19 protein-coding genes and 1 pseudogene are annotated in these 24626 nt (G+C 45.1%); 11 read left to right on the forward strand and 9 right to left on the reverse strand.

The genetic code is table 11. The features are described from left to right. The first annotated feature begins 80 nt into the window (after window positions 1-80). Entirely contained in the window at window positions 81-2036 is a 1956-nt protein-coding gene (locus J6I44_RS04030) for an ABC-F family ATP-binding cassette domain-containing protein (RefSeq protein WP_265764705.1), read from the forward strand. A gap of 12 nt (window positions 2037-2048) precedes the next feature. After that, entirely contained in the window at window positions 2049-2816 is a 768-nt protein-coding gene (locus J6I44_RS04035; protein ID WP_265764706.1) for an SDR family NAD(P)-dependent oxidoreductase, read from the forward strand. Window positions 2817-2842: 26 nt separating this feature from the next. Here the strand turns inward: J6I44_RS04035 and J6I44_RS04040 are convergent, their stop codons facing one another. Further along, window positions 2843-3271 carry a VOC family protein gene (locus J6I44_RS04040; protein WP_265764707.1) on the reverse strand — a complete coding sequence of 143 codons (429 nt, stop codon included), beginning with the start codon at window positions 3269-3271 and terminating at the stop codon, window positions 2843-2845. A 70-nt stretch (window positions 3272-3341) separates the two neighbouring features. On the opposite strand from J6I44_RS04040, the gene J6I44_RS04045 reads away from it, so the two are divergent. Together J6I44_RS04045 and J6I44_RS04050 are read left to right on the forward strand one after the other, a co-directional pair. Next, on the forward strand, window positions 3342-4097 hold the full coding sequence (locus J6I44_RS04045) for an alpha/beta hydrolase family protein (RefSeq protein ID WP_265764708.1): 756 nt from the start codon (window positions 3342-3344) through the stop codon (window positions 4095-4097). Window positions 4098-4171: 74 nt separating this feature from the next. Then, entirely contained in the window at window positions 4172-4774 is a 603-nt protein-coding gene (locus J6I44_RS04050; RefSeq protein WP_265764709.1) for a superoxide dismutase family protein, read from the forward strand. Between the two features lie 89 nt (window positions 4775-4863). Here J6I44_RS04050 and J6I44_RS04055 read toward each other — a convergent pair whose 3' ends face one another. After that, window positions 4864-5787: a sulfite exporter TauE/SafE family protein gene (locus J6I44_RS04055; RefSeq protein WP_265764710.1), complete on the reverse strand. Its 924-nt coding sequence runs from the start codon at window positions 5785-5787 to the stop codon at window positions 4864-4866. Between the two features lie 242 nt (window positions 5788-6029). Between J6I44_RS04055 and J6I44_RS04060 the strand changes: the two genes are divergently transcribed. The 4 genes from J6I44_RS04060 (at window position 6030) to J6I44_RS04075 (ending at window position 8668) form a co-directional block, all read left to right on the forward strand. Next, window positions 6030-6299, forward strand: a complete 270-nt coding sequence (locus J6I44_RS04060) for an autorepressor SdpR family transcription factor (RefSeq protein ID WP_265764711.1) — start codon at window positions 6030-6032, stop codon at window positions 6297-6299. Beyond that, window positions 6296-6949 carry an SdpI family protein gene (locus J6I44_RS04065; RefSeq protein ID WP_265764712.1) on the forward strand — a complete coding sequence of 218 codons (654 nt, stop codon included), beginning with the start codon at window positions 6296-6298 and terminating at the stop codon, window positions 6947-6949. The genes J6I44_RS04060 and J6I44_RS04065 overlap by 4 nt, the downstream gene beginning before the upstream one ends. A 5-nt stretch (window positions 6950-6954) precedes the next feature. Beyond that, entirely contained in the window at window positions 6955-8358 is a 1404-nt protein-coding gene (locus J6I44_RS04070; RefSeq protein WP_265764713.1) for an alpha/beta hydrolase family protein, read from the forward strand. 109 nt (window positions 8359-8467) lie between these two features. Further along, window positions 8468-8668, forward strand: coding sequence for a dodecin family protein (locus J6I44_RS04075; protein WP_265764714.1), 201 nt, complete (start codon window positions 8468-8470; stop codon window positions 8666-8668). Window positions 8669-8721: 53 nt separating this feature from the next. On the opposite strand, the gene J6I44_RS04080 is transcribed toward J6I44_RS04075, so the two are convergent. From J6I44_RS04080 to J6I44_RS04090, 3 genes and pseudogenes are all read right to left on the reverse strand, one after another. Then, a complete protein-coding gene (locus J6I44_RS04080; protein WP_265764715.1) occupies window positions 8722-8916 on the reverse strand; it encodes a hypothetical protein in 195 nt (64 codons plus the stop codon). Between the two features lie 133 nt (window positions 8917-9049). Continuing rightward, a pseudogene (locus J6I44_RS04085) lies at window positions 9050-9235 on the reverse strand (RNA polymerase subunit sigma); the annotation flags it as partial. A gap of 55 nt (window positions 9236-9290) precedes the next feature. Then, window positions 9291-9920 carry a hypothetical protein gene (locus tag J6I44_RS04090; RefSeq protein WP_265764717.1) on the reverse strand — a complete coding sequence of 210 codons (630 nt, stop codon included), beginning with the start codon at window positions 9918-9920 and terminating at the stop codon, window positions 9291-9293. A 645-nt stretch (window positions 9921-10565) separates the two neighbouring features. Between J6I44_RS04090 and J6I44_RS04095 the strand changes: the two genes are divergently transcribed. Next, complete coding sequence (locus J6I44_RS04095; RefSeq protein WP_265764718.1) at window positions 10566-11105, forward strand: carboxypeptidase-like regulatory domain-containing protein; 540 nt, start codon at window positions 10566-10568, stop codon at window positions 11103-11105. Between the two features lie 389 nt (window positions 11106-11494). On the opposite strand, the gene J6I44_RS04100 is transcribed toward J6I44_RS04095, so the two are convergent. The 3 genes from J6I44_RS04100 to J6I44_RS04105 all read right to left on the reverse strand — a co-directional run bounded on the left by J6I44_RS04100 (window position 11495) and on the right by J6I44_RS04105 (window position 15434). After that, window positions 11495-12016, reverse strand: coding sequence for a DUF4395 domain-containing protein (locus tag J6I44_RS04100; RefSeq protein WP_265764719.1), 522 nt, complete (start codon window positions 12014-12016; stop codon window positions 11495-11497). Between the two features lie 866 nt (window positions 12017-12882). Further along, window positions 12883-13149, reverse strand: a complete 267-nt coding sequence (locus tag J6I44_RS20790) for an AlbA family DNA-binding domain-containing protein (protein WP_350356673.1) — start codon at window positions 13147-13149, stop codon at window positions 12883-12885. Between the two features lie 815 nt (window positions 13150-13964). Next, window positions 13965-15434: a glycine--tRNA ligase gene (locus tag J6I44_RS04105; protein WP_265764720.1), complete on the reverse strand. Its 1470-nt coding sequence runs from the start codon at window positions 15432-15434 to the stop codon at window positions 13965-13967. Between the two features lie 169 nt (window positions 15435-15603). Between J6I44_RS04105 and asd the strand changes: the two genes are divergently transcribed. Further along, a complete protein-coding gene (gene asd / locus J6I44_RS04110; RefSeq protein WP_265764721.1) occupies window positions 15604-16662 on the forward strand; it encodes an aspartate-semialdehyde dehydrogenase in 1059 nt (352 codons plus the stop codon). A 44-nt stretch (window positions 16663-16706) separates the two neighbouring features. On the opposite strand, the gene J6I44_RS04115 is transcribed toward asd, so the two are convergent. Beyond that, window positions 16707-17099, reverse strand: coding sequence for a hypothetical protein (locus tag J6I44_RS04115; RefSeq protein WP_265764722.1), 393 nt, complete (start codon window positions 17097-17099; stop codon window positions 16707-16709). Window positions 17100-17355: 256 nt separating this feature from the next. Between J6I44_RS04115 and J6I44_RS04120 the strand changes: the two genes are divergently transcribed. Further along, window positions 17356-24504: a lamin tail domain-containing protein gene (locus J6I44_RS04120; RefSeq protein WP_265764723.1), complete on the forward strand. Its 7149-nt coding sequence runs from the start codon at window positions 17356-17358 to the stop codon at window positions 24502-24504. Window positions 24505-24626 lie beyond the last annotated feature (122 nt).

Here is a 24626-nt window from a genome sequence, read left to right on the forward strand (position 1 = left end):
TGCACTAAAAGTTATAAAAACCATTTAGCTCTACCTGCTATGTTGATTATATTAAGGGTTCTAACCAAAAACACATTTCATTGCTTTCATTAGATAATATTTCTCTGACATACGGCCAGAAGACGTTACTGAATGACGTTAGTGTTCTTATTAATCCCGGTGAGCGTATCGGGCTGGTAGGCCCCAATGGCGCTGGTAAATCAACACTACTCAAAATTATAGCAGGCGAAACACTCCCCGATTCGGGTAATGTTAATACCTCCAAGACAGCCACCATCGGTTATCTGCCACAGGATGGTGTAGATCCAGACCCAGGCTGCACGGTTTATGAAGAGGTGGAGCGCGCGTTTAAAGAACTCCAGAAGCTGGAGCACAAAGTTCAGAAAGCCCAGCAGAAAGTGGCCAACCTGGATGAGGAATCCAGTAAGTATACCCAAGCGATGGAACAACTGGGAATATTGCAAAGCAAACTCGAACAGTCTGGGGCATATACGCTGCAATCAGATATTGAAAAAGTTTTAATGGGACTCGGATTCACGCCCGATGATTTTAACCGATCTACTACTGAATTTAGCGGTGGATGGCTGATGCGAATTGCCCTGGCCAAGCTTTTGCTGAAAAAACCTACCTACCTGCTGCTTGATGAGCCGACCAACCACCTGGATATTGAATCGCTGCGCTGGATTGAACAATTTCTTCATAAGTACGAAGGCACGGTCATCATTGTATCACACGACAAAGCCTTCCTGAATGAAATTACCAGCCGTACGCTTGCTTTGGATCGTGGAGATCTGCTGGATTATTCGGGCAACTATTCCTACTACAAGGAAAAAGATAAAGAGCGGCAGGAGCATCTGCGGAAGGCTTACAAAAATCAGCAGAAAGAGATTAAAGAGATCCAGGAGTTTATCGATCGCTTTCGGTATAAAGCCAGCAAGGCAAAACAAGTGCAAAGCCGCATCAAGAAGCTGGAAAAGATGGATATAATTGAGCTGGATGAGCATGAAGAAGAAATTTACTTTGAATTTCCTCCGCCGGAACGCAGTGGGGCTATCGTAATGCAGCTGAACAACATCCAGAAGCAATATGACGACAACGTCGTTTTTGAGGACCTCTCCTGTTCTATCGATCGCGGAGATAAAATTGCCGTTTTAGGTCCTAATGGTGCGGGTAAATCAACGATGATTCGGATGATGGGCGGCCTGGAAGAACCGACCAGCGGCAGCCGTGAGCCGGGACATAATGTAACAACTTCTTACTTTGCCCAGCACCAGGCCGATGAGCTTGATCTCGATAAAACCGTCTTTGAGATCATGCGCGATGCCGCGCCTAAAGCTGACGAAACGAGGCTGCGCACCATATTAGGCTGTTTTCTATTTCAGGGCGATGACGTGTTCAAAAAAGTAGCGGTATTGTCTGGTGGAGAAAAAAGCCGCCTTGCCCTGGCACGGATGCTTCTGATGCCGGCCAACTTCCTGATTTTTGATGAGCCGACCAACCACCTGGATATGAAGTCCAAGGATATTCTGCAGCAGGCCCTGAATCAGTATGAAGGGACCTTTATGATTGTATCGCACGATCGCGATTTCCTGGATCCTATTGTAGACAAAGTGCTGGAAGTGCGCCCTAATGAAACGAACACTTTTTTGGGCAATGTATCCTATTACCTGCAGAAAGTGGAAGAACGCGAAGAGCTTGCTGGCCAAACGCAACAAAATGGGCAGCAAGAAGACAGCGGACTTTCCCGAAAGGAGGAACGTCGCCTGGAAGCCCAAAAACGCCAGCAAAAATACCAGGCCCTCAAGCCCCTCAAGAAAAAGATTGATCCCCTCGAAGATAAGATTGAAACTATGGAAAGCCGAAAGGCTGAAATTGAAGAACGAATGGCTCAACCGGACTTTTATGATGATGAAGAGCAAGTAAAAGAAATTTCCATGGAGTACGATAAGCTAAAAGCCGGACTGGTTGAAGTGTATGCCGAATGGGAAGAGCTGGCTATGGAAATGAGTGAGATTGAAGAACAATTTGAAGCCTAAATCCATTTTTAAATGGGTAAGCTAACGAACAAGGTTGCATTAATAACAGGAAGCACGCGTGGCATGGGAACAGCTATCGCGAAACTTTTTGCCAAAGAAGGCGCCAAGGTAGTTGTGACCGGCAGGGATGAAAAGGCAGGAAAAAGCGTTGTACAAGAAATCAAAGATGCGGGCGGCTCCGCATTTTTTGTAAAAGCAGATATCAGCTTGCCCGAAGCCAACAAGCGACTTGTAAACGAAACGATTGCCCAGTTTGGTCAGCTGGATATTCTGGTTCCTAATGCTGGCATGCTGGGACTCGGCTCCATTACCGAAGTGGATGAAAAAGTATGGCACCAAACCCTGGACACAAACCTCAATGCCATATTTTACCTGTTGCGGGCGGCCATCCCGAAGATGCAGCAAACTGATCCTACCGCTGCTATTGTCGTCACAGGATCCATTGCTGCTCACAAAGGCTTCCCAAATCATGCGGCTTACTGTGCCTCCAAAGGTGCCGTAGAATCATTGGTTCGCCAGGCCGCCGTTGACTATGCTCCGGATATTCGGATTAATATGATTCAACCCGGTCCGGTAGAAACAAAACTTTATAAAGATTCTGCCATAGCCTTCCCCAATGCTGATACGATACTGGATGAAGTACCAAAGTCGCTGCCGATGCAACGAACGGGAGCTCCGGATGATATTGCCCAGGCCGTCCTCTTCTTGGCCAGCAGCGATTCCTCCTGGATGACCGGATCAATCATCACTATCGATGGCGGTGCTTCTGCATCCGGTTGATTGTTGCATTCTTACTTCTTCAGTAATCAGGTAGCAAAAATCTGCTCTTCGTTTCGAAAGGCCTTAAACTCCAAGGCATTACCACTGGGATCTTTGAAAAACATGGTCGCCTGCTCACCGGCTTCTCCTTCAAACCGGATGTAGGGATCAATGATAAAATCTATTCCCTTTTCTTGCAGCCGCTCGGCGAGTTCCTGCCATTGCTCCCATTCTAATATAAGTCCGAAATGTTTCGCCGGCACCTTATGACCGTCAACCTCGTTGGTGGAAGAGCGGCCCGCTTCATCCGGACTAAGATGAGCCACGACCTGGTGTCCCCAGAAGTTAAAGTCAATCCAATGATCAGAGCTTCGGCCCGTTGTACAACCCAGAATATTCTTGTAAAAATGAAGGGTCTCCTCCAGATCTGCAACGGGAAAAGCTAAATGAAAAAGCGGCACTTTTTTGTTACTCATCTCAAAAGTTGTTTTGTTATTATCCTGTAGTAGGTATGAATGATCACAAGATATAAATCAAATTTAAGCTATGCGATCCAAAAAAATTACTTTTAAGGGAGCTTTTGGTGATGAGCTGGCGGCTCGGGTTGATCTGCCGGATGCGTCTCCCAAGACTTTTGCCTTGTTTGCCCACTGTTTTACCTGTTCCAAAAACCTTAAGCCCGTAAAAAATATCAGTCGTAAACTAAATGAGCGGGGCATTGGGGTACTTCGATTCGACTTTACCGGCCTGGGAGAAAGCGAGGGTGATTTTGCCGATACAAACTTTTCCTCCAATATCGATGACCTTATTGAAGCGGCCGCATTCATGTCGGATGAATACCAGGCACCTGAAATATTGATTGGCCATTCCCTGGGTGGAGCTGCTGTTCTGCAGGCAGCACACCGGATCCCCTCCAGCAAAGCGGTAGCGACAATTGGGGCACCGGCCCACCCCGAGCATGTCAAAAAGAATTTTGGCGGTCAACTGGATGTCATTAATGCCGAAGGGGCCGCGACCGTTCAGTTGGCCGGGCGTAAATTTACCATCAAAAAGCAGTTTATCGAAGATCTGGAAGCGAGTAATATGAATAAACGTACCCAGGAACTTGCCCGCGCGCTCATGATTTTCCATTCCCCGATTGATAATACGGTAGGCATTGATAACGCCGCACAAATCTATCGTATGGCAAAACATCCCAAAAGTTTTGTTTCGCTGGATGATGCCGACCATCTTCTCATGAAAGAAGAAGATAGCACCTATGTAGCTGAAGTGCTTGCCAGCTGGGCCGGAAGATATTTTTGACAACCGAATGAATTACAAATAACTTAAAGATCTGATCTACGATATTAATTTAAATTAAACCTACACATCCACTTATGAAATTATTAAAACCATTTTCAATATGCATACTGATGCTCTTGTTCGGTATCAGCTGTGCCCAACAGCAGTCGGAAGACGACATGCACGATCCGCAAACCGAAACCCAGAATATGGAAGAAGAAGTCCACAAAACGATGGACAGTGCTCCTCAATTTTCAAAAATGGTTGCTGTTGTTCATCCTACTGAAGGCAACCAAGTTTCCGGTACGGTAACTTTTACTAAAACAGCCGACGGCGTACAGGTACAGGGAACAATCAGTGGCCTCGCCGAAGGAAAGCATGGCTTCCATATTCACCAATATGGCGACTGCACGGCATCAGACGGAACCTCAGCGGGCGGACACTACAATCCGGCTGGTAGTGAGCACGCTGCTCCTTCTGATTCTGCCCGCCATATGGGAGACATGGGGAATATCGAAGCTGACGCCGAAGGAAATGCTACGGTTGATTATCTAGACCCTGTTATTGAGCTGGATAAAATTCGGGGACGTGCAGTTATCCTTCATGGTGGTGAAGATGACTTGAGCTCACAGCCCTCCGGTGCCGCTGGACCTCGCAAGGCTTGTGGTGTAATTGGCATTGCTAATACTGGAAACTAAGTTTTTCCTAGCAGTATTTTTATTGAGCCGTCAGTTCTTTACGGAGCTGACGGCTTAATTATTTTACCCCTTCTATTCCTTGGTACAAGCTACTCATCAACTATAATTTCCCTCCTCAATTTTTCGTGGCTTGAGGTTAGAAAAAAGAAAATCGCTATTCCTGTTAAAAATGTCAGCATAGAAACAATCATGAGCATACCTGATGGTTGAATGATAAATAAAGCTGCTACAAACTGTGCTATAATGATCAAATACAACATTACCGCAATAGATATCCGGTTAATTTTACCCAACACATTGGCGCCCAAAGGAGCTCCTAAAATGACAAAGGGAATACAAACCAGCCAATAGTTTATTGCTTCTACCTGCATATCAGCTACTACAAAGCCATGCATAAGGGTTCCGACAATGGCATTGGTGGTCATTAACACCACCGAGGTAGGAGTGGCTATCTTCTCGGACAGGCTATACTTCATCGTCACAAATGAGAAGGTACAGATGTCAATGCCATTGCCAAAAACTGCGCTCAATACGCCACCCAGCAGGCCAACTAACACCAGCTCTGTTTTTTGGTAGCCAGACAGTACAGGGAGGCTTGAACGCGTATCGCGCTTGCGAATATGATTGATGACAAATAAAGCAATACCGAAGCTTAGCCAAAAGGAAACGAACATCATTTTGGCATAAGCCGGGGGCACAATAGGGGCGATCCAGATCGTACCGGCAATAACTCCCAGGAGTCCGCCCAAACCCGAGAGTAACAGATAGGTCCTTTCAACGGGAATACGTTTGGCGAAGATCCATAAACTTGCTGCCGTCATCCCAATACTCTGGATGGCTAAACTAAAGTTTCGAGCTACATCCGGGGTAATCTTAAACATGAGTGTCATCACCGGATAGGCAATTGCTCCGCCACCCTCAGAGCTGATACCGGCTACAAAAGAACCAAAAATCATGGTTAGTGACATAAACCAATTATCAATGAAAAGTCCCCATTTATCCCACGTATGCATGTATGTGAACCAGATAATATAGACCACAACGGCGGGCAGTATAAAATAAAATAATACCCTTTTGCTCTTATAAAATGTGTGCGAACTCATTACTAACACCAGTTTATTCTTTTCTGACCAGTTCCAAATGAACCGGAAATTATTATAGAATGCAACTTTGGTATTTGGCCAAAAGATCAGCTACATACTTCTATTGAATAACCGTTGACTTTCGTTATTTAGATAGTTATCTAAATATTTAAATGAATGCATTATTTAAAGCTCTCAACGATCCAACGCGTCGAAAAATCCTGCAAATGCTACGGGATCAAGATCTAAGTGCGGGCGAAATTTCGGACCAATTTGACATCAGTAAACCCAGTATTTCGCACCATCTGGATATCCTGAAACGAGCCCAGTTGATAAGCGGAGAACGCGAGGGACAATTTATCCGGTATTCGATAAACACCACCGTACTCGAAGAGGCCGCCAACTGGTTTTTGGAAATCATTAATCAATCATCGGACCCATGAAGACGCTCAAATATGCTCTTAAATACGAATGGTATAATCTCCTACTTCTACTACTCCCCTTTATAGTGATTCCCTTTATTTGGGATTTGCTGCCGGCCCAACTCCCCACCCACTGGAACTGGCAGGGCGAAATCGACGGATATAGTAGCAGAATTACTGGCCTGCTCATACTCCCACTTATCAACATAGGGGTATATGCTCTGCTGCTTTATTTGCCCGTAATAGATCCCAAAAAGCGTATTACCGTTAACCAAAAGCCGATTCCCGTTCTGCGAACCCTGATGGTGGTGTTGCTTACCGGTATTCACGGCTGGGTGATATTCAACGGACTGGGAACAGAAATTCAGTCACAAGGCTGGCTCTATTTAGTGCTGGCAGTATTCTTTCTGGTCATGGGTAACTACCTGCGCACCATCAAGCCCAATTACTTTATCGGGATTCGCGTGCCATGGGCCCTCGAAAATGCTGAAAACTGGAAGGAAACTCACCGGCTTGGCTCTTATGTATGGGTGGCAGGCGGACTTTCCCTGATTCTCCTCTTCCCTTTCCTTCCACTTCAGACCTATGCTACCCTTTTTACGGTTGTTGTCATAGCCCTGGCACTCATTCCCGCAGTCTATTCCTTCTATCTTTATAAAACTCAATCCTGATAATTATGAGAAGGTCACTGATCATTGTTTTCTGCTTGATGCTTGCAACATCTTCGTTTGCTCAAAATAATGGAATACTGCAAGGCGACTGGCGAGGCAACATTGAAATTCCTGCTCAACCACTGGATATCACCGTTCATTTTAGTCACGAAGATACAGCCTATACCGGTACCATCGATATTCCGCAACAGATGGCTTCCGGCCTCTCGCTACAAAACATTACGTCCCCGAAACCCGATTCTGTTTATTTTGAACTGATGGCCGGCCCGGGCCTCGCCCAGTTCCATGGGAACTTCCAAAACGATACCACCATTACCGGTCGTTTTCTTCAGAACGGTATGGCCTTTCCTTTCCGACTCTCTAAATCAGCCGAACATAAGGATCAAAGTCAGCCCAAAAATCTACCCTACCGACAAGAAGATCTTGTGATCCAACGAGACTCTATCGTTATTGCTGGTACGCTCACTCTTCCTTCTGATCAACCTCCAAGACGAGCTGTAATCCTGATTTCCGGCAGTGGTGCTCAGGATCGGGATGAAACCATGGTCGGCTTCAAGCCTTTTGCCCGCCTAGCCGACTCTCTTACACGTCTGGGCATGGCTGTTTTTCGATTTGATGATCGGGGTGTTGGACAATCAACCGGTCAACCTGATGCTGAGCTTTCTGAGTTGGTTAAGGATGTTGAAACTATTCACCAAACGCTGAAAAAAAGCCACCGCCTCTCTAATACCGAAATAGGCCTGTTAGGTCACAGCCAGGGTGGTATAATTGCCGCAAAGCTGGCTGCACAAAATCCAACTATCCCATTCATCATTATGATGGGAAGTCCAGCCTTTCCCCTTTCTGACATCATTATCCAACAATCAGAGGCCATAGCCTCTACAGCCAGTCAACCGGATTCTACCATACAGCAGAATATAAATCTGCAGAAGCGTATTTTTGAAGCAGTGCGAAACGATACTGGAATGTCTGAGGTTCGACATATTATAGCTCAGAAGATATATAAAAGGGTTCAGCAGCTGCCGAAATCCCAGCAACAACAAATTAGTGATTTGCAAGTCTATGCCGACAATCAGGCCAAACAACAACTTCAAGCCGTCACCAGTCCCTTATTCCGATCTTTGATAGATTACAACCCAACACAGGATTTAACACAATTAGACATCCCGGTATTGGCTATTTTTGGAGAAAAAGATCTTCAGGTTCTACCCCAACCTAACAGCACCCAAATGCGTAATGCACTCAAACAGGGCAAAGCTCCATTTACCATTGAAATTATCCCCTCGGCAAATCACTTATTTCAAAAAGCAAAGACGGGACTGCCTACCGAATATGGAACCCTTGGAGAAACATTTTCGGATTCCTTTTGGCAAGTTATAACTGAGTGGATTCAGAATCTGGACGCATAAAAATATTGCCATAATTAGTGGCTATAAATCTATGTGCTTGACTAAAGTTAGGTTATCAACTATGTTGGTAAAGCAGTTCAATAAAAACATCAAATAAATCACTATCATTATGTCAGTTATAAAAGTATTGGAGATTATGAGCGACTCGCCGGAATCATGGGAAGATGCTACGGCGAAAGGGATAAAAAAAGCCTCAGAAACGGTTAGCAATATCAAATCAGCAAACGTTCAAAATCAAAGTGTAACGGTATCTGGCGGAACGGTCGATACTTATCGCGTAAACCTTAAAGTCACATTTGAGGTAAGCTGATCTAACTCAATCTTTAAGACTTCAAAGAGGCTTGAGGCTATCCTCAAGCCTTTTTAATTTTTGGTCTGGATTTTCTTTACTGCTATTGTATAATTCCATTTTTTCAATGATGCGGGTGCTTCGGAAATGCGTGCCATCTTGATTTTAGCTGAAGGAACCAGTCCCAAATATTGTCTTTCCACTTCACTTACCCCAACTGGATAGATGGCTGAGGTACGATCCATTTTTAAAGCCAATTCCTCATTCACGATATTGTGGCTTGATCGTAACAATTGGCGGATCAATACCCATCAGATTGAACCAACTGAATGGTGCCGTATTTACAGCTCCTTTCTCATCTGCAGATGTAATCCATGCTATTCAATAACTTGTAGCGGCTCACCGATACAGTCGCTTCTTGATGGTTCCTTTCTTAGCTAAGAAGGCATCAGTGATTTCTTCAATACCGAAACCGCAGAGAATGCGAAGAGAAAGCCCGATTTGTGCTTTTATTGGAATGGCGGGATGACAAATGACAAACATCATCTGTAGCTGGCTGTCATTAATGTTTTGCGGAGAAAAACCGATTTTTTGAGTTAAAGTAACAGTTACCAATGCCCAACATCTACCCTACCGGCCGAATTTATACTCCACTTCTATTAAAATGCGCCACTTTTCGTACAGGGCCACGCCATATATCAGGCTGTGAATCCGTTGGTGTTGTTCTATTTGCGCCCTTATTAACATCGTTCAGCCTTGTTTGGTGATTCGGTGTCTGAATGAGGATTTGGGTTGCCGACACGGCCAGCCCCAAGTTGATGAGATTGAATAAGGCATCTGAAAGCTCTTCATATTCTGCATACACCTCGTCGTCGGCGAATACCACGTCGTTCCATGAGCCCATGCCGCCAAACACCCAAGCGCTTCGGCAGGCGTTGAGCAACTGATGGTGTGCCGGAGATCCGTAGGTGTCGGGAAATATTTTGTACCCGTCCGCGGCAGCCGAGGGACTTTCGGTCAGCGCTTTTATTCCCCGGTCAAAACATTTTCCAAAATTTGCATATTCATATTTGTAGGCAAAAGCGCTGATCTCTTGAAGCTGTTGTTTGAGCCAGACCTTGAGAGTGGGTACGTCTGGCAGTGGCTGGTCGGGATCATTGCGATCTCCAAGTTCCCACTTGGCTTCCCAAAAGTCTGATGTTTCGGCTTTGGCAGCCTCGACCAGCCACCTCCCTCCGCCGCCAACAAAGGCCACCGACATTCTATTTGACACTTGGTCATTGTTGGTGGATACGTAGTGAGCAGAAAGCTGAGTAACGCCCGTGTTCCCCAGCTTCTCAAACCATACCTCAGGGGTGGGGGCGTATTCTGTTTCGCTTCTTTGAGTGCCAGATCCCTGCAGGTCTGCAAATTTGACGAATTTTCAATATTTAAAGACCGAGCTTTCAAAATACGAATGGTCATCCAGCCGGCCGGCAAGATACTCATTTCCATGAGCGACTAAAGATAACAGTTGTGTAATACTTGCTTGCATTATTTTTGCTATAAGGGCTGGAGGACTGCACTTAAGATATACCGCAGCCGAACTTTTATTTTATCTGACTGTGCCCCAAGGCCTTGTACCATTATTAGCCAAGAGAAAAATGTCAAATGAAGTCTACTAATTTGGCCGGCAATTAGCAAGAAGGAAGAGATGGGGTTTATTTTTAAATAATAATTTTTAAATTGCTCGCTATCGTTTACACTGGTTTAACTTTACCAATACTAAGATATACATCCCAGATAAATCCCAAAGGGAATCACTATGGGGAACACACATCCCCCAAAAGGTGCTATTACCTTTTCGTCACCATGCTTCTGCTGTTTACGCTCATGTGGTTCTCAAACTATTTCATAGTCTTAAGCCGGATATAACACTATGGGTCGCTCAACAAAAATTGTCGTCTCACTCAGCATCGTCGTACTGGGTCTGTTCTTTTCTTTCGTCATCTATACCTCTAACCAACCTTCGGGCTCTGCCATGATTTTTTTCAACGAACTCTTCAAGCAACAGGAAGTGGATGCAGTACTTTTTTCGGGTGTCTCGGGGACCATTCTCTTCAACGGTACGCCTGTGCCCAACGCGGAGCTGGACTTTTCTGTCCGCTGGAATGACGAAGAGATTACCCAAACATACACGACCGATGCAAACGGACGGTTTGTTATACCCAAAATAGAACGCCGGATTAAAACTTCACCTCTCGTTCAACTGGTCATTAGTCAATCCATTGTTGCCCGATACCAGGGCGAAGACTACTCCATTTGGATTAAAGGCAAGAGAGATACCGAGGAATTCTCCGAGCTGGGTGGCAAGCCCATCAACTTTCGGTGTGAACTCACAGCCCCCCTCAAAAGAATTGAGCTCGAGAGTGGTGCTTTGGGAACTCCCGGGGAATGGGATGGCGTAGAGATCCCATAGAAGAAGCCTTTTTCTACACAAAACGGTTTAGTCAAGCGGTAAAACATATATGACACAGTTATTGCCTCGCTATTACTTGTTCACTCAATAATGTATTCTTCTGGGTCGGATGAAATGCAGATAGATTGCTCTAACGGAAGATATTGGCCTATTCCCAAACCTAGCTGCCTTATCTTGACATAAACTTAGGATATAAAATAAGAGCTTACGTACAGAAACAGGCTTTAGGACCTCTGGAGGCACTCTCTTTCGTCAAGGGTCTTAACACGATAGGGTTAAACATAGTAGACTCAAGGGTCCTAACTAGTGGTGTTAAGAGATCTGACACGATTATGCCAGCCCCCCTGACATAGCAGGGACGCTTATATGCAATGTTGGCATTCGTGCTACTATTTACCCGCTACGACTTTTTTATCTTTCCGGAAAAGATAATTATAGACCAGGGAGGGTATACAAAAATCCACCATGCTTACAAGTAAGGCGATAATGAGTAAAATTCCTCCCATCACATATCCCCATACCATAAGGGAAGCACCAAATAAATAAATGATCATACCCAGCCAAATGGCAGCGATACCACACGCAAATTTTGCCTGAGCAGTTCTGCGAGGCAACTTGGGACGGTCAAGCCAGTGCCGTACACCATAATTGTACAGGTAATCAAATGGATGGTAGGGCAAAATTACTGTTAACAAAGCAATGGTGGCAGCCACGGCCAAAATTGGAATGCTGGTTAAAACAAGTCCGGTTACAAATAACAGCGTACACAACTGGTAGGCAAACCTGTTACCAACGGCATGTATGAATATCTCTTCATCCGTAAACCCGGTATCATATCCCTGTGCTTTAATCCTAGAAATCCGTGACGGTGAAATCAGGCAATTCGCTTTTGGGGTTTTGTATTTTTCCATAGCTTCATTTTTTATGATTAGTACTTTTTCAATAAAAACTACGGAGCTGTCAGTTTTTATAGCATGATGCTCAACGGCCTTGCGTTTAAAATGTGTGCGAACCAGCGTCTATCTGTTAAATAACGAACGGAGAGTTAAAAAACTAGTTGCCGGCAAAATAGGTGAGAAATATCTCCTCGGCATTTTCCTTTTTAAGGGGGCATCGATACAAGGTTAACCTTTATCTAAATCGACTGCTTCAACAATTTCTTCAAACAAATAACTTTTCGTCTGCACATCATTTGAATAATAAAGCTTCAATTCTATTTTTCTCCTATCAATAAGGTTTAAATTTGATTTAGAAATTTTTATTCTGGCACTTCCAAAATCTGTTGTTTCGCCCTGAAAAAGAGGCTCTTTTTAGAAAAAGGTGTAATAATAGTTGCCATCACTATCCGTTCTACAGAAGTGAAATCGTAGGTTTGATTCATCTCTAACACGAAATTTAGATGGAATCTTTAATTCAAGTTTGTAGTCTTTTTCAATTAAAGTACTAATATTTTCGATTAAAAGATCAAACTGAATTTCCCGTCCCGTTGGTTTTCCATTTTTTCTTAGTAAAGTCCCATTTTTAAAGTCTAGCTCTTTTAAAACTAATTGTGTTCGATCTTTCTAGTTATACAAATTTCGTACTTCATATTCATGCATTGCAGTAGATTGGAAATTAAATCTTCTATAGAATCTATTGTCCGTACACATATGGGGAGCTAAACTACTGGCAGGTATCTTAATTAGATATATAGTGTTCTCAATATTTTCCTCAAATCGAATGGGATATATTTTTAAGTTCGTTATTCGTCTTTGAATATTACCGTTTATCACTTGTTCTAACCATTCTTTGGTAAATTTATTCCCATTAACGAATGATTTTGAAGTAGCGACATGATTTTTTCTGCTATGCCATAAATAATTATTCCTCCATCAGAATTGGCGACTGCAGAAACATCTTTTCCTATCTCTTTTTTGTCTTTTCTTTTTTTGGAAAGAGATCCAGCTCTCTTGAATTCCAGTATTAAAGATTCTTCTACCTCATTTTTAATTAGATTATTAATGTCATCTTGATTGTAATTTTCCTTATCAAAAAAATCTTCTATTTAAGATGAGATTATATTTCTTTTACATCGCTAACCTATATTTATGTCAAACAGCCAAAGACATAATATCATTATCGTACAAAAGATAGTTTGCCAAAAATTCTGTTCAAACACAAAAAACGTAATTTGGGGATATGACCATGCATGGGCCCTATCCCTGCCCCGTGGAATAATCCATCAGGACCCATCCACTCCTACGCTAAAGCTACGGTGGGCAGGGCTCTGGCTCCTTCAATGCACCGGGACCACAAGGAAGGAGGACGCCTAGATGTCGATTGGAAATATTGGTTAAATGTCCCTCCTTGTGCCGTGGTTTTGCGGTATAGGGAGGGATTAGGGTGGGTCAAAAAAACGGGAGCAAAGCTCTCTCAGAACGATTGGACATTCCCCCAGGCCAAGTCCCTGTCTCCTCCGTACCAACTCCTACTGGCAAGGGAGATGCTATGATGGCATAGTCCGGAGAGGAAAATCTGGGAAAGCGACCTCATAACAAACGCATTTCAGCTACGGCCTGAGAGATAATAGGGTTTCCCTGTAGAGGCCCGATCGCATCTATCTCTCGCATCAGGTTGTGGTATGAATAGCCAGGAGACGCATACGATGCGTCTCTACGATATATGACAACCCGGTCTTGGGTGAATTTTGTTATTTGCACCCACCTGTCGCAAGCGTCTCGTTTGTGACAACCCTTAGCACGAGCGGACCCACTATGTTAAAACTTCGTAGGACACGCGCTCACGCTATTACAGGATTTTATGATCTTCAAACGATCCATCGGATGGCGAAACCAGCCGTCTGATCGGGTTTCCAATCTACTATTCCGGTTGCCAGCTGTTCATCTTGTCGTTGATAGCTTCACGGAGTCGGCTGACCGGCACACGATCCTGCGTCATATCATCGCGGTAGCGGATGGTCACCGTATCTTCGCCTTCCGACTCTACTCCATCGAAGTCCACCGTAATACAGAAAGGCGTTCCTGCTTCATCCTGTCGGCGGTAGCGCTTACCAATAGAACCGGACTCATCATAAAGCACATTAAAATCTTCGCGCAGATCGTGCTCAATCTTGTGCGCCAGATCCTGCAGCTTATCCTTCTTGATAAGCGGGAAGATGCCCACTTTGGTCGGGGCTATCTTGGGATTCAGTTTCAATACGGTACGGGTATCGCCGTCCACTTCTTCCTCGCGGTAGGCATCGCAAAGCACCATCATCACCGCGCGGTCGAGCCCAATAGAGGTCTCGATCACATAAGGCGTATAGCGCTTCTGCTTCTTCTGGTCGTAATACTCCAGCTTCTTGCCCGAATACTCGTGATGCTGCGTAAGGTCAAAATCCGTTCGGTTATGGATACCCTCTACTTCCTGCCATCCAATGGGGTATTCATACTCAATATCGGCAGCTGATGCAGCGTAGTGCGCCAACTTATCTTCGGGATGCGGATGCGTGCGTAGCTTATGCTCCCGGATACCCAGTGCTTTATGCCACTCCAGTCGCTTGTTGAGCCACTTCTCATATTCTTCAGCGTCGGTGCCCGGTTCTACAAAGTATTGCATCTCCATCTGCTCGAACTCCCGCATACGGAAGACAAACTGCCGGGCAACTACCTCGTTCCGGAAGGCTTTCCCCACCTGGGCGATACCAAAAGGTACCTTCTGGCGGGCGGTATCCATTACATTCTTGAAGTTCACGAAGATACCCTGGGCCGTCTCGGGACGCAGATAGACCGCGTCGCCGTCGTCCCCGGAGGAAGTTGCTCCAAACTGTGTCTTGAACATCAGGTTGAACTGGCGCACATCGGTCCACTCAAAAGCGCCGGATTCGGGCGCCCGGATTTCGTTATCCATAATCAGCTCGTGCAGATCTTCGCACAGCCCTTTCCTGGAGCCGGCCGTATCGAGTAACTCTTGAAGTTCATCAGCCTCATCAGCTTTATCTTTGCTGCGAAGCTTGGCGATATGCCCTTCCACCAGCATATCGGCACGGTAGCGTTTGTTCGATTGTTTATCGTCAATCATCGGGTCGTTAAAGCCATCCACGTGTCCGCTGGCCTCCCACACCTTGGGGTGCATAAAGATAGAGGCATCCAGCCCTACAATATTATCGTGGTATTGGGTCATCGCTTTCCACCAGAAATCACGGATATTGCGCTTCAGCTCGGTGCCTAAAGGACCGTAATCATAGACGGCTCCCAGTCCACCGTAAATTTCTGAGGACTGATAAATGAAACTTCGGGCTTTCGCCAGTGAAACTATGGTATCTAAATTCTTGAGTTCAGTAACGGACATTGCTACAGTATTTTTGCGGTTGACGACTTTAAAGATGGCCTAAAATAGTAAAAAATATGCCTTTAATTAATTCTCCTTTTATTCTATTTTCGTTAGCCTGCTATTATGCAGGACAACATTAGCTTATAAACTGATTAATATTCAGCAGTAAAGATAAATCTCTAATAAAATGCATTCATATCAAATTGGTGTACTTGGTGCCACTGGCGCTGTCGGACAAAAATTCATTCGCTTACTCGAAGATCATCCCTGGTTTACAGCTACTAAGCTGGGTGCTTCAAAACGTTCCGCCGGCAAGAAATACAAACACGCCGTGCACTGGGTAGAAAAGACGGAGCTACCCGCCGAGGTAGCCGATATTGAAGTATCCGAATGCCAATCTGCTGAATTCCAGGACGTTGATTTTGTTTTCTCCGGTCTGGACTCTTCCGTAGCCGGTGATATTGAGAAGGAATTTGCAGAAGCGGGCATTCCGGTCATCTCCAATGCCAAGAATTACCGCATGCACGACCAAGTTCCTTTGCTGGTACCCGAAGTAAATCCGGAGCATGCCGAACTGATCAAAAAGCAAACGTTTAGCAGCGATGGCAGCGGCTGGATTGTCACCAATCCAAATTGTGTATCCGTGCCGCTTTCGATGTCGCTAAAGCCACTGGATGATGCTTTCGGCATTGATTCGCTGGTGGTAACTTCGATGCAGTCTGTTTCCGGGGCCGGATATCCCGGGGTACCAAGCCTTGATATAGTAGCGAACGTCGTGCCCTATATCGGCGGTGAGGAAGACAAGGTAGAAACGGAATCGACCAAGCTGCTGGGCCAGGTAAAAGGCGATACAACCGAATTCCGAGATTTCACCATTCAGGCTACAGCTGTGCGTGTTCCTACGATCGAAGGGCATCTGCTCTCTGTGGCAATTAAGCTAAAAAATCCACCGGCTGATATAGAAGAAGCACGTGAAGCGTTTACGGATTGGGATAATCCTATAGCCGATCTTGATTTGCCCTCTTCGCCGAAACAGCCCATTCGCCTCTACGAAGAGAATCGCTATCCACAGCCTCGCCTGCATGCCGACCGAGAAGGTGGAATGCAAACGGCTATCGGACGGTTACGCAAAGGAAACCTAATGGACCTGGGCTACGTGACGATGGCGCACAATACCATCCGTGGTGCGGCCGGCGGTGCAATATTAAATGCAGAATTGTTAGCTGCCAAAGGTTACTTTGGATAATACATTTTAGGTTCTGAATTCAGCGCTGCTGGATTCAGAACTTTTTACTCTCCTCCCATCTGGTTTAGTTTATACTCCGAAAATTCCATTCGAGCACGAGAAACCAATTTTTCTGCTTCTTCCTTATCTTTTCTCTTAATCTTTAGCGTTCGGCTGCCCGGTTCGGTGCCCGGCAAATCATTAAAGGCATCCATAGAAGTTCCTTCCAGGATGATCTTATTGCTAAACCATCCTTTCTCAAACGTTATTTCCTCCAGGTTGCTATACGGTATAATTGTGGTCTTGCTATCCGATTTGATCATCCCTACGAAGCTATCTTTTAGCTGATATTCCAATTCGAAGCCATCATTCGTAAGCTTGATGAGTCCCTCGACTTCCTTTAGTCCATGCGAGACTCCGGTAATTTCAAAAGGGACGGTTCTGTTGCTAATATTCATGATATTTTGATACTGTTTTTGGAGGAACTCACATGATAAATAAAAAAATCAAAAAATTATGTAAGGATTTGTCTTTAAAAGGTACTTACCTATAGAACGTTTGAAAAATAACGTCTAAAGCCGTTGATAAAAGAGAGAAAATAAAATGTCCTTCCGGGGTGAAGTAGTGGAGAACTACTTCACCTCTTTTTAATCGACACAGGTTGGCGTGGGATTTACAGAGTAGCTACGCTCTGTATAATTAAGAGAGAGACTTATGAACAACCATCATTTACTCATTTGGCTTCTCCTATTGGCTATACCCTCTATTGGGTACAGCCAGTCGACCAATTTCGAAGATGGCTTTGAGGATGGTGATTTTACCAATAATCCCACTTGGGCGGGCGATGATACGCTTTATACAATTATCTCAGATGGCACAAATAATCTACTCCGGTTACAAGGCAATGATGAGGATGGAGGCGTTGACTACTTAAGCGTGGCCTCAGAAGATTCAATAGGCAGCTGGGAGTTTTATGTGCAGCTCGATTTCTCACCTTCCGGGGGTAATAAAGCCGATATCTTTCTAATGAGCAATATTGCCAATCTGGAGGGCCCCGTTAATGGATATGCCCTGCGCGCCGGAGAAAGCGGTAGCAACGATGTCTTTCGGATTGTACGATATGACAGTGGTGCAGAGGGGACTACGGTCCTATCCGGGACAACCGATATAAGTAGTGGCGGCACTTTTCGTGTAAAGGTTGGGCGAGAATCTGGCGGCATTTGGACTCTGCAGGTTGCTGAAGGCTATAGCGGGATACTAACTCAAGAAGGAAGCTCTCAAGCAGATGATACTTATAATACGACCAATTATTTCGGTGTTCGATCTACTTATACCTCTTCCCGGGCAGACCTTTTTCATTACGATTTCAAAATCGACCTTCCACCTTTAATGATGACCGATGCGACTGCCCGTGGTGATACTATCGAAGTGACATTTAACCGCCCTTTTGACCAAAGTTCCATACAAAGCGCAGACTTTTTCGTAAATCAAGGAATAGGTGCACCATCCAATGTTATAACTTCTTCGCCCTCATCGGCCAAACTTTTCTTTGCCACCCCTTTTTCTTCTAATCAATATGAATTATCGGCTCAGAACATCCAGGATTTGCAGGGGAATATGATTGTCGAAGATGCCACTGCATCATTTGTAGTGTTTGGATCCCCTGCTGAGAAGGATATCATACTCAACGAATTTATGTATGACCCGCCCACGGGTCAGCCGGAATATGTGGAGCTTAGAAATACCTCCGACAAATACCTGAATTTACAGCATTGGCAAATTGGAGATGATTCAAACAATCAAGAACTATCATCAGATACCCTGGCCATTGCCCCTGACGATTTCCTTGTCATCTCATCGGATACCACTACCCTCTCAACCATTTTTGGTGACCATAACTACCTGCAGGCGAACCTGCCTTCGCTCAATAATATAGGAGATGCCCTCAAACTGCTGACTAATTCTGGCATACCCGCTGATTCTCTCTACTACCAATCCTCCTGGGGCGGCGATCAGGTGGCACTGGAACGCCGGTCAGATTCCGTTTCCGCAATTTACCAAGAAAACTGGGCCAACTCCCCCTCCCTCAACAACGGTACGCCCGGCACCGAAAACCAAGTGGCATCGGATACGCAACCACCAGACTTACGTTCCTTAAACATCCTGTCCGATTCTAAACTACAACTTTTGTTCAATGAACGGCTCGACTCCTCATCCGCAGCCCCAATCCACTACACTATTCCCGGAATTGATATCAATTCTGCTACGCTAACAGCGCCCGATACCATTCATTTAGCTTTGAATACTGCGCTGGAAAATGCCCGTGAATACCAGCTAACAATTTCAGGAGTACAAGATATCTTTGGTAATACCAGCACCTCACGGGATACCAGCTTTACCTACTATAAAATATCTGCAGTAGATTCGACTGACATATTCATTAATGAATTTATGTTTGATCCTCCATCCGGGCAGTCAGAATATGTGGAGCTTTATAACCCATCATCCAAAACGCTGGATTTACAAGATTGGACTCTCAACGATGCCACGGGCTCCGAAGCGATAATATCCTATCAGCAATACTTACTCCCTCCGGATAGTCTGGTTGTACTGGCTCCCGATTCTACTTTGCTGGTTGATCATCCCGGAGCCTCCCTGATCGAAATGGGCAATCGCTTCCCCTCTCTTAATAACAGTGGTGACAGAATAGTATTACGTGATTCCTCCCGGGTGCTTTTAGATTCTCTACAATATGCTGACCACTGGGGTGGAGAACAAATAGCTCTCGAACGACGAAGCCAAACCGTAGCTGCCCGATACTCCGCAAACTGGGGCGATGCCCCCAATGGGTTTGGAACGCCAGGCCAACTAAATCAGATTGAAGACGACCAAACACCACCAGCGATAGATGAGCTTACAATTATTGACAACAACTCTCTTCAGTTAATAATCAGCGAGCACCCAGATATCTCCTCTGCTGAATCGATTAACAGTTACGCCATCTCAGGCAATCCAACTATCGGTGCTGCTCATGTCCGACAACCAGATACTGTAAGCATCAGTTTATCAGATTCCCTTTTAAACAACACCACCTACACCTTTTCACTTGATGGCTTAGAAGACGTATTCGGTAATACCGCAACTGATGTGGATACCACCTTCACCTATTATGAAGTCAGCCCCGCAGATTCGGGACAGGTCTTTATCAGTGAGTTTTTATTTGATCCAGAGGAAGGGAAAAGTGAATATATTGAGCTCTACAATCCTACCCAACGGTCATTCGACCTGCAACATTGGACGGTTAATGATAACACCGGAACGACTCGAACCATTACTGATGAGCGCTATATTTTGCCGCCGGATGGCTATATCGTTCTTGCAGCCGATCGTTCTTTATCCACGCAATACAGCGATATCTCACTGATCAGCATGGGCACCCAATTCCCCTCTCTCAATAATAGTGGGGATGACATCGTACTGCGCGACTCTTCGGGCATCTTGCTTGATTCTCTGCAGTATGCCAGCTCCTGGAGTGTTTCCGAAAAAGCCAGCGAGCGCAAAAGTTATAAACTGCCATCTATTTATAAAGCAAACTGGGCAAGTCCGGTTGATAGTTCAGGCTCCCCCGGAATGGCCAACACCGTGGCCCCGGATACCCAGCCACCAAGCGTTACTTCTTTTTCAATTTTGGATGAGCACTCATTACAAATCATATTCGATGAATACTTGTCCTCGCCCTCTACAAATGGATTATTCTCTATTTCGGGCGATATACAGATCGGTAATACCCAGTTCCAGGCGCCTGATACTGTTTTACTTTCCCTATCCCAGCCCTTAGAGAATGCTGAATTATATACCTTAACTATTTCCGATGTTCAGGATTTATTTGGTAATGCTATGGCCCAACGAGATACTTCTTTTACCTACTACAAACCTACGCCCGTGGATTCGGGGCAGGTATTTATCAATGAATTCCGCGCCGAACCATACCCTGGGAGTACAGAGTATATCGAGCTGTACAATCCCACCTCCTATTCATTCGACCTGCAACATTGGACGATCAATGACAACCGCCGGAATCCAGCAAGTATTACCAATTCGTCATTTATCCTGCCACCCCAAAGCTTTGTACTCATCGCTCCCGATAATACGCTATTAACCGAGCATCCGAGTATTAAATTGGTGGCTATGGACCAGTTTCCCTCTCTGAATAACAGCGGTGATGATATCGTATTGCGCAATATTAACGGTATGCTGTTGGATTCCCTGCAATATAATGCAGAATGGCGAACCGACAGTACCGCTTTCGAACGGCGTTCTACCTCCGTTTCCGGCTTTTATAAAGAAAATTGGGGACACTCTTTATCTCCAGCCGGTGGTACTCCGGGTACGTTCAACCAAGTGGAGATGGATACGAATCCACCCATTTTAAACAATCTTGAAATCATCTCAAAACAGCAACTACAGTTAGCTTTTAATGAACGTCTGGATTCTACAGGCAGCCAAAGAGACCATTTCGGCAGCAATAATCTGGATATAAGCTCCGTGAGTCATACTGCTCCGGATTCTATCACTTTACATCTGGCTACAGACCTGAAGAATGCTCAACAGTATGAACTTACGCTTTCAGGCCTGCAGGATATCTTCGGAAACCAAATTAGCCCCGAAGATACGACACTGACTTATTTTGCAGTATCTACAGCAGATTCAGGCGATGTATTCATCAATGAATTTTCCTTTAATCCCAAAGAAGGTGATACGGAATACATCGAACTGTATAACAACTCCTCAAAATCTTTCGATCTCCAGGGGTGGACGGTTAATGATAATACCGGTAACAGATCCCGACTATCCGATCAAAAGCACCTGCTACCACCGGATAGTTATATACTTTTAGCCGAGGATTCTACACTGGCAAAACGACATCCCGACCTACCCGTTATACCGATGTTCAGCCGTTTTCCATCTCTAAACAACGGTGGTGACGACATTGTGCTGCGCGACTCCTCAGGAACTTTACTTGACTCACTTCGCTACACCGACACCTGGGCCATGCCCGGAAAAGCAGCTGAACGTAGAAGCCATGAACTCTCGGCGAATATCAAAGCTAACTGGGGAAGTCCCGCTGATACAACCGGCTCTCCCGGTTTACCCAACCTGATTGCCCCGGATGCTCAGTCACCCGTACTTAAAACGTTGGATATTCTGGGAGACCAAGAGTTACAGCTTATTTTTGATGAGCAAATTGCTGATATCGCTGAATATGGAAGCTTCAAGATATCTTCTTCGACTCAAATTTCGGATCTGACGTTCTTCGCTCCCGATACCGTCCACTTACAGTTATCCGAACCATTACAAAATGCCACCGAATACCAGTTCTCTATCTCGGAGATACAGGATATGTTTGGAAACAAATTGACAGCGATCGATACCCTTTTCACCTATTATAAACCATCAGAATCCGATTCGGGGCAGGTGTTCATCAATGAATTCAGCTATAATCCGGCGGCTGGTCAAACTGAATATATCGAACTCTATAATCACACAAACCACTCTTTTGATCTCCAGGGCTGGACTCTAAGCGATAACAGGGACGAACAAAACCTGATCACAGATGAGGCTTTCATTCTCCCTCCCGATAATTATGTAGTTTTATCACCAGATAATTCGCTTTTAGAAACGGCTCCGGATCTTCCCCTGATTGCTATGGGAAGCCGGTTCCCGGCACTTAACAACAGCGGTGATGACATTGTAATTCGAAACGAAGAAGGCTTGCCTCTTGATTCGCTGAAGTACACTTCGGCCTGGGGTGGAGAAGAGATTGCTTTAGAGCGTCTAAGTACCAATATTTCGGGAACTTTTAAAGAAAACTGGGGGCCAGCACCTGGTAAGACAGGTTCTCCCGGACTACAGAATAGCATTAAGGCTGACCAACAACCTCCGAGTCTGTCTGATGTAAACATTAAAAAGGAGTCAGAACTGCAACTGATATTTTCTGAACGTCTGACTGCCGTCAGTGCTGTTAAAAAGTCTAACTACACCCTTTCTCCTGTCCGCAACATACAGCTTATTGCCGCCCGTTCTGATACAGTAACACTTTATCTATCGGATCCGCTCATTTCCGGCCAGCATTACACGCTAACCGTTTCAGGAGTCACGGATATATTTGGCAATCAAAGCTCTGAAAACCAAAAAGACCTTGAATATATAGAAATAGCTCAGGCCAAAGCCGGAGATATTATTATCAATGAAATGATGACCAATCCCGGGTTAAATTCAGCAGAGTTTGTGGAACTTTATAATCGTTCGGGCAAAAATATTGACCTTGACAACTGGGCGTTCAGTGACGCCCGCGATGAGGTCAATCTACCTTCCGGTATTATCCTGAAAACCGGAGAATATCTCATATTGACTGAAAGTGCCACCTTAGGCCAATCAATTGACCAGGCCCTTACCATTTCTGGTTTTCCAAGTTTGAATAACACAGAGGAAACCCTCAGCCTATATGATAGCAATGGACAGCTGATTGACTCTCTGCATTATACTTCGGACTGGCCTGAGGCAGTATCGTCTGCTTCCCTGGAACGTAAGGATCCCAAGGCTGCTTCGAATGATCCAGCTAACTGGACCACCAATACTACCGAACAGAAAAATTCCGCTGGTATACAAAACAGTACCTACCAAGAAGATATTCTGCCACCCGAGGTTCGGTTTACCAAGGTGCGCGCCGATGGTAAAATTGAAGTTTACTTTACCGAGTTCATCCAACGTTCGCAAGACCTGCAGTTTACGATGGATGGGCAGTCCCTCGAAAAATATTCTTTCGATCCCCATTCCGGGAACCGTATTATCCTCGAGGAACCAGCTTCTCTGGCAAAAGCAATTGATATTCAGGGCCTTACCGATATCCGCGGCAATACCACCCCTAATGCAAGTATTTTGGTGGCGCGTCCACTTCAAAAGGGCGACCTCGTCATTAATGAGATTATGTATAACCCTCTGGATGAGGGAGATGATAATCAGGCCGACCAAAGTGAATATGTAGAGCTATACAATACCAGAGATTATGCACTATCGCTGGAAGGCTTGATCTTGCATGATGCGCCCGACGAGGATAACGATGTACGAAAACTACAGCCTGTTTCCACTACGGCCAAGTGGGTAAAACCCGGGCAAACCGTCCTGGTCTATGCCGATCAGGCTCTGGATTTTCAAAAGTCAAAAGTAGCCTCTTTCTTTAATTTGGATTCACTAAATACCGCATCATTGCTACAAATCGACCGAAGTAGCCTTAGCCTAAGTTCAGCGGATGATGCCATTTTCATTGCCGACAGCAGTGGAGCTGTTATTGATTCGGTATACTATAGCGAGGAGTGGCAAAATCCGAACCTTATCGATTATCGGGGCCGTGCTCTTGAACGCATCTCGCCCAAGGGCGCAAGCAATACCGCCAGCAACTGGGGATCAAGTGTGCATCCCAAAGGTGGAACGCCCCACGCTCAGAACTCTCTTTACCAAGAGCAGCCCGATACGCCACAAAAAATGGGGATTACTTTTGCACCCAATCCCTTTTCACCGGATGGCGACGGTTATGAGGATAATTTGGTCATTAACTACAAACTGGATAAGGAAGATTACCTGCTGAGAGTCAACATCTTTGATCGATATGGCCGGCACATCAAAGAATTAGCGGATGGCAAACCAGCCGGCTTTGAAGGCACCCTCATCTGGGATGGACGCCGTGATGATGGTCGGCGCAACCGTATCGGTATCTATATTATCGTTTTTGAAGCTATCAACAGTTCCACGGGCAGTGATAAGGCCTATAAAAAGACGGTCGTAATTGCTCGTAAGCTGAACTGAAAATTACTTTTATTGCTTATAATCTGCTTTGGATAGAAATGGATAAAAAGTCAGAAATTTTAATACCCGGCATTCTGTTCAAACCCTTCTTCAGGAACTGGAAACCCTTGCTTATGCTTTGA

The sequence above is a fragment of the Fodinibius salsisoli genome (assembly GCF_026229185.1).
Taxonomy (GTDB): Bacteria; Bacteroidota; Rhodothermia; order Balneolales; family Balneolaceae; genus Fodinibius; species Fodinibius salsisoli.

Bases quoted from the DNA above. Each gene is read 5' to 3' on its own strand.
- J6I44_RS04120 (WP_265764723.1), top strand. From the start codon at position 17,356: ATGAACAACCATCATTTACTCATTTGGCTTCTCCTATTGGCTATACCC.
- J6I44_RS04100 (WP_265764719.1), bottom strand. From the start codon at position 12,016: ATGGAAAAATACAAAACCCCAAAAGCGAATTGCCTGATTTCACCGTCA.
- J6I44_RS04095 (WP_265764718.1), top strand. From the start codon at position 10,566: ATGGGTCGCTCAACAAAAATTGTCGTCTCACTCAGCATCGTCGTACTG.
- asd (WP_265764721.1), top strand. From the start codon at position 15,604: ATGCATTCATATCAAATTGGTGTACTTGGTGCCACTGGCGCTGTCGGA.
- J6I44_RS04070 (WP_265764713.1), top strand. From the start codon at position 6,955: ATGAGAAGGTCACTGATCATTGTTTTCTGCTTGATGCTTGCAACATCT.
- J6I44_RS04065 (WP_265764712.1), top strand. From the start codon at position 6,296: ATGAAGACGCTCAAATATGCTCTTAAATACGAATGGTATAATCTCCTA.
- J6I44_RS04040 (WP_265764707.1), bottom strand. From the start codon at position 3,271: ATGAGTAACAAAAAAGTGCCGCTTTTTCATTTAGCTTTTCCCGTTGCA.
- J6I44_RS04075 (WP_265764714.1), top strand. From the start codon at position 8,468: ATGTCAGTTATAAAAGTATTGGAGATTATGAGCGACTCGCCGGAATCA.
- J6I44_RS04105 (WP_265764720.1), bottom strand. From the start codon at position 15,434: ATGTCCGTTACTGAACTCAAGAATTTAGATACCATAGTTTCACTGGCG.
- J6I44_RS04045 (WP_265764708.1), top strand. From the start codon at position 3,342: ATGCGATCCAAAAAAATTACTTTTAAGGGAGCTTTTGGTGATGAGCTG.
- J6I44_RS04060 (WP_265764711.1), top strand. From the start codon at position 6,030: ATGAATGCATTATTTAAAGCTCTCAACGATCCAACGCGTCGAAAAATC.
- J6I44_RS04055 (WP_265764710.1), bottom strand. From the start codon at position 5,787: ATGCATACGTGGGATAAATGGGGACTTTTCATTGATAATTGGTTTATG.
- J6I44_RS04035 (WP_265764706.1), top strand. From the start codon at position 2,049: ATGGGTAAGCTAACGAACAAGGTTGCATTAATAACAGGAAGCACGCGT.
- J6I44_RS04115 (WP_265764722.1), bottom strand. From the start codon at position 17,099: ATGAATATTAGCAACAGAACCGTCCCTTTTGAAATTACCGGAGTCTCG.
- J6I44_RS04050 (WP_265764709.1), top strand. From the start codon at position 4,172: ATGAAATTATTAAAACCATTTTCAATATGCATACTGATGCTCTTGTTC.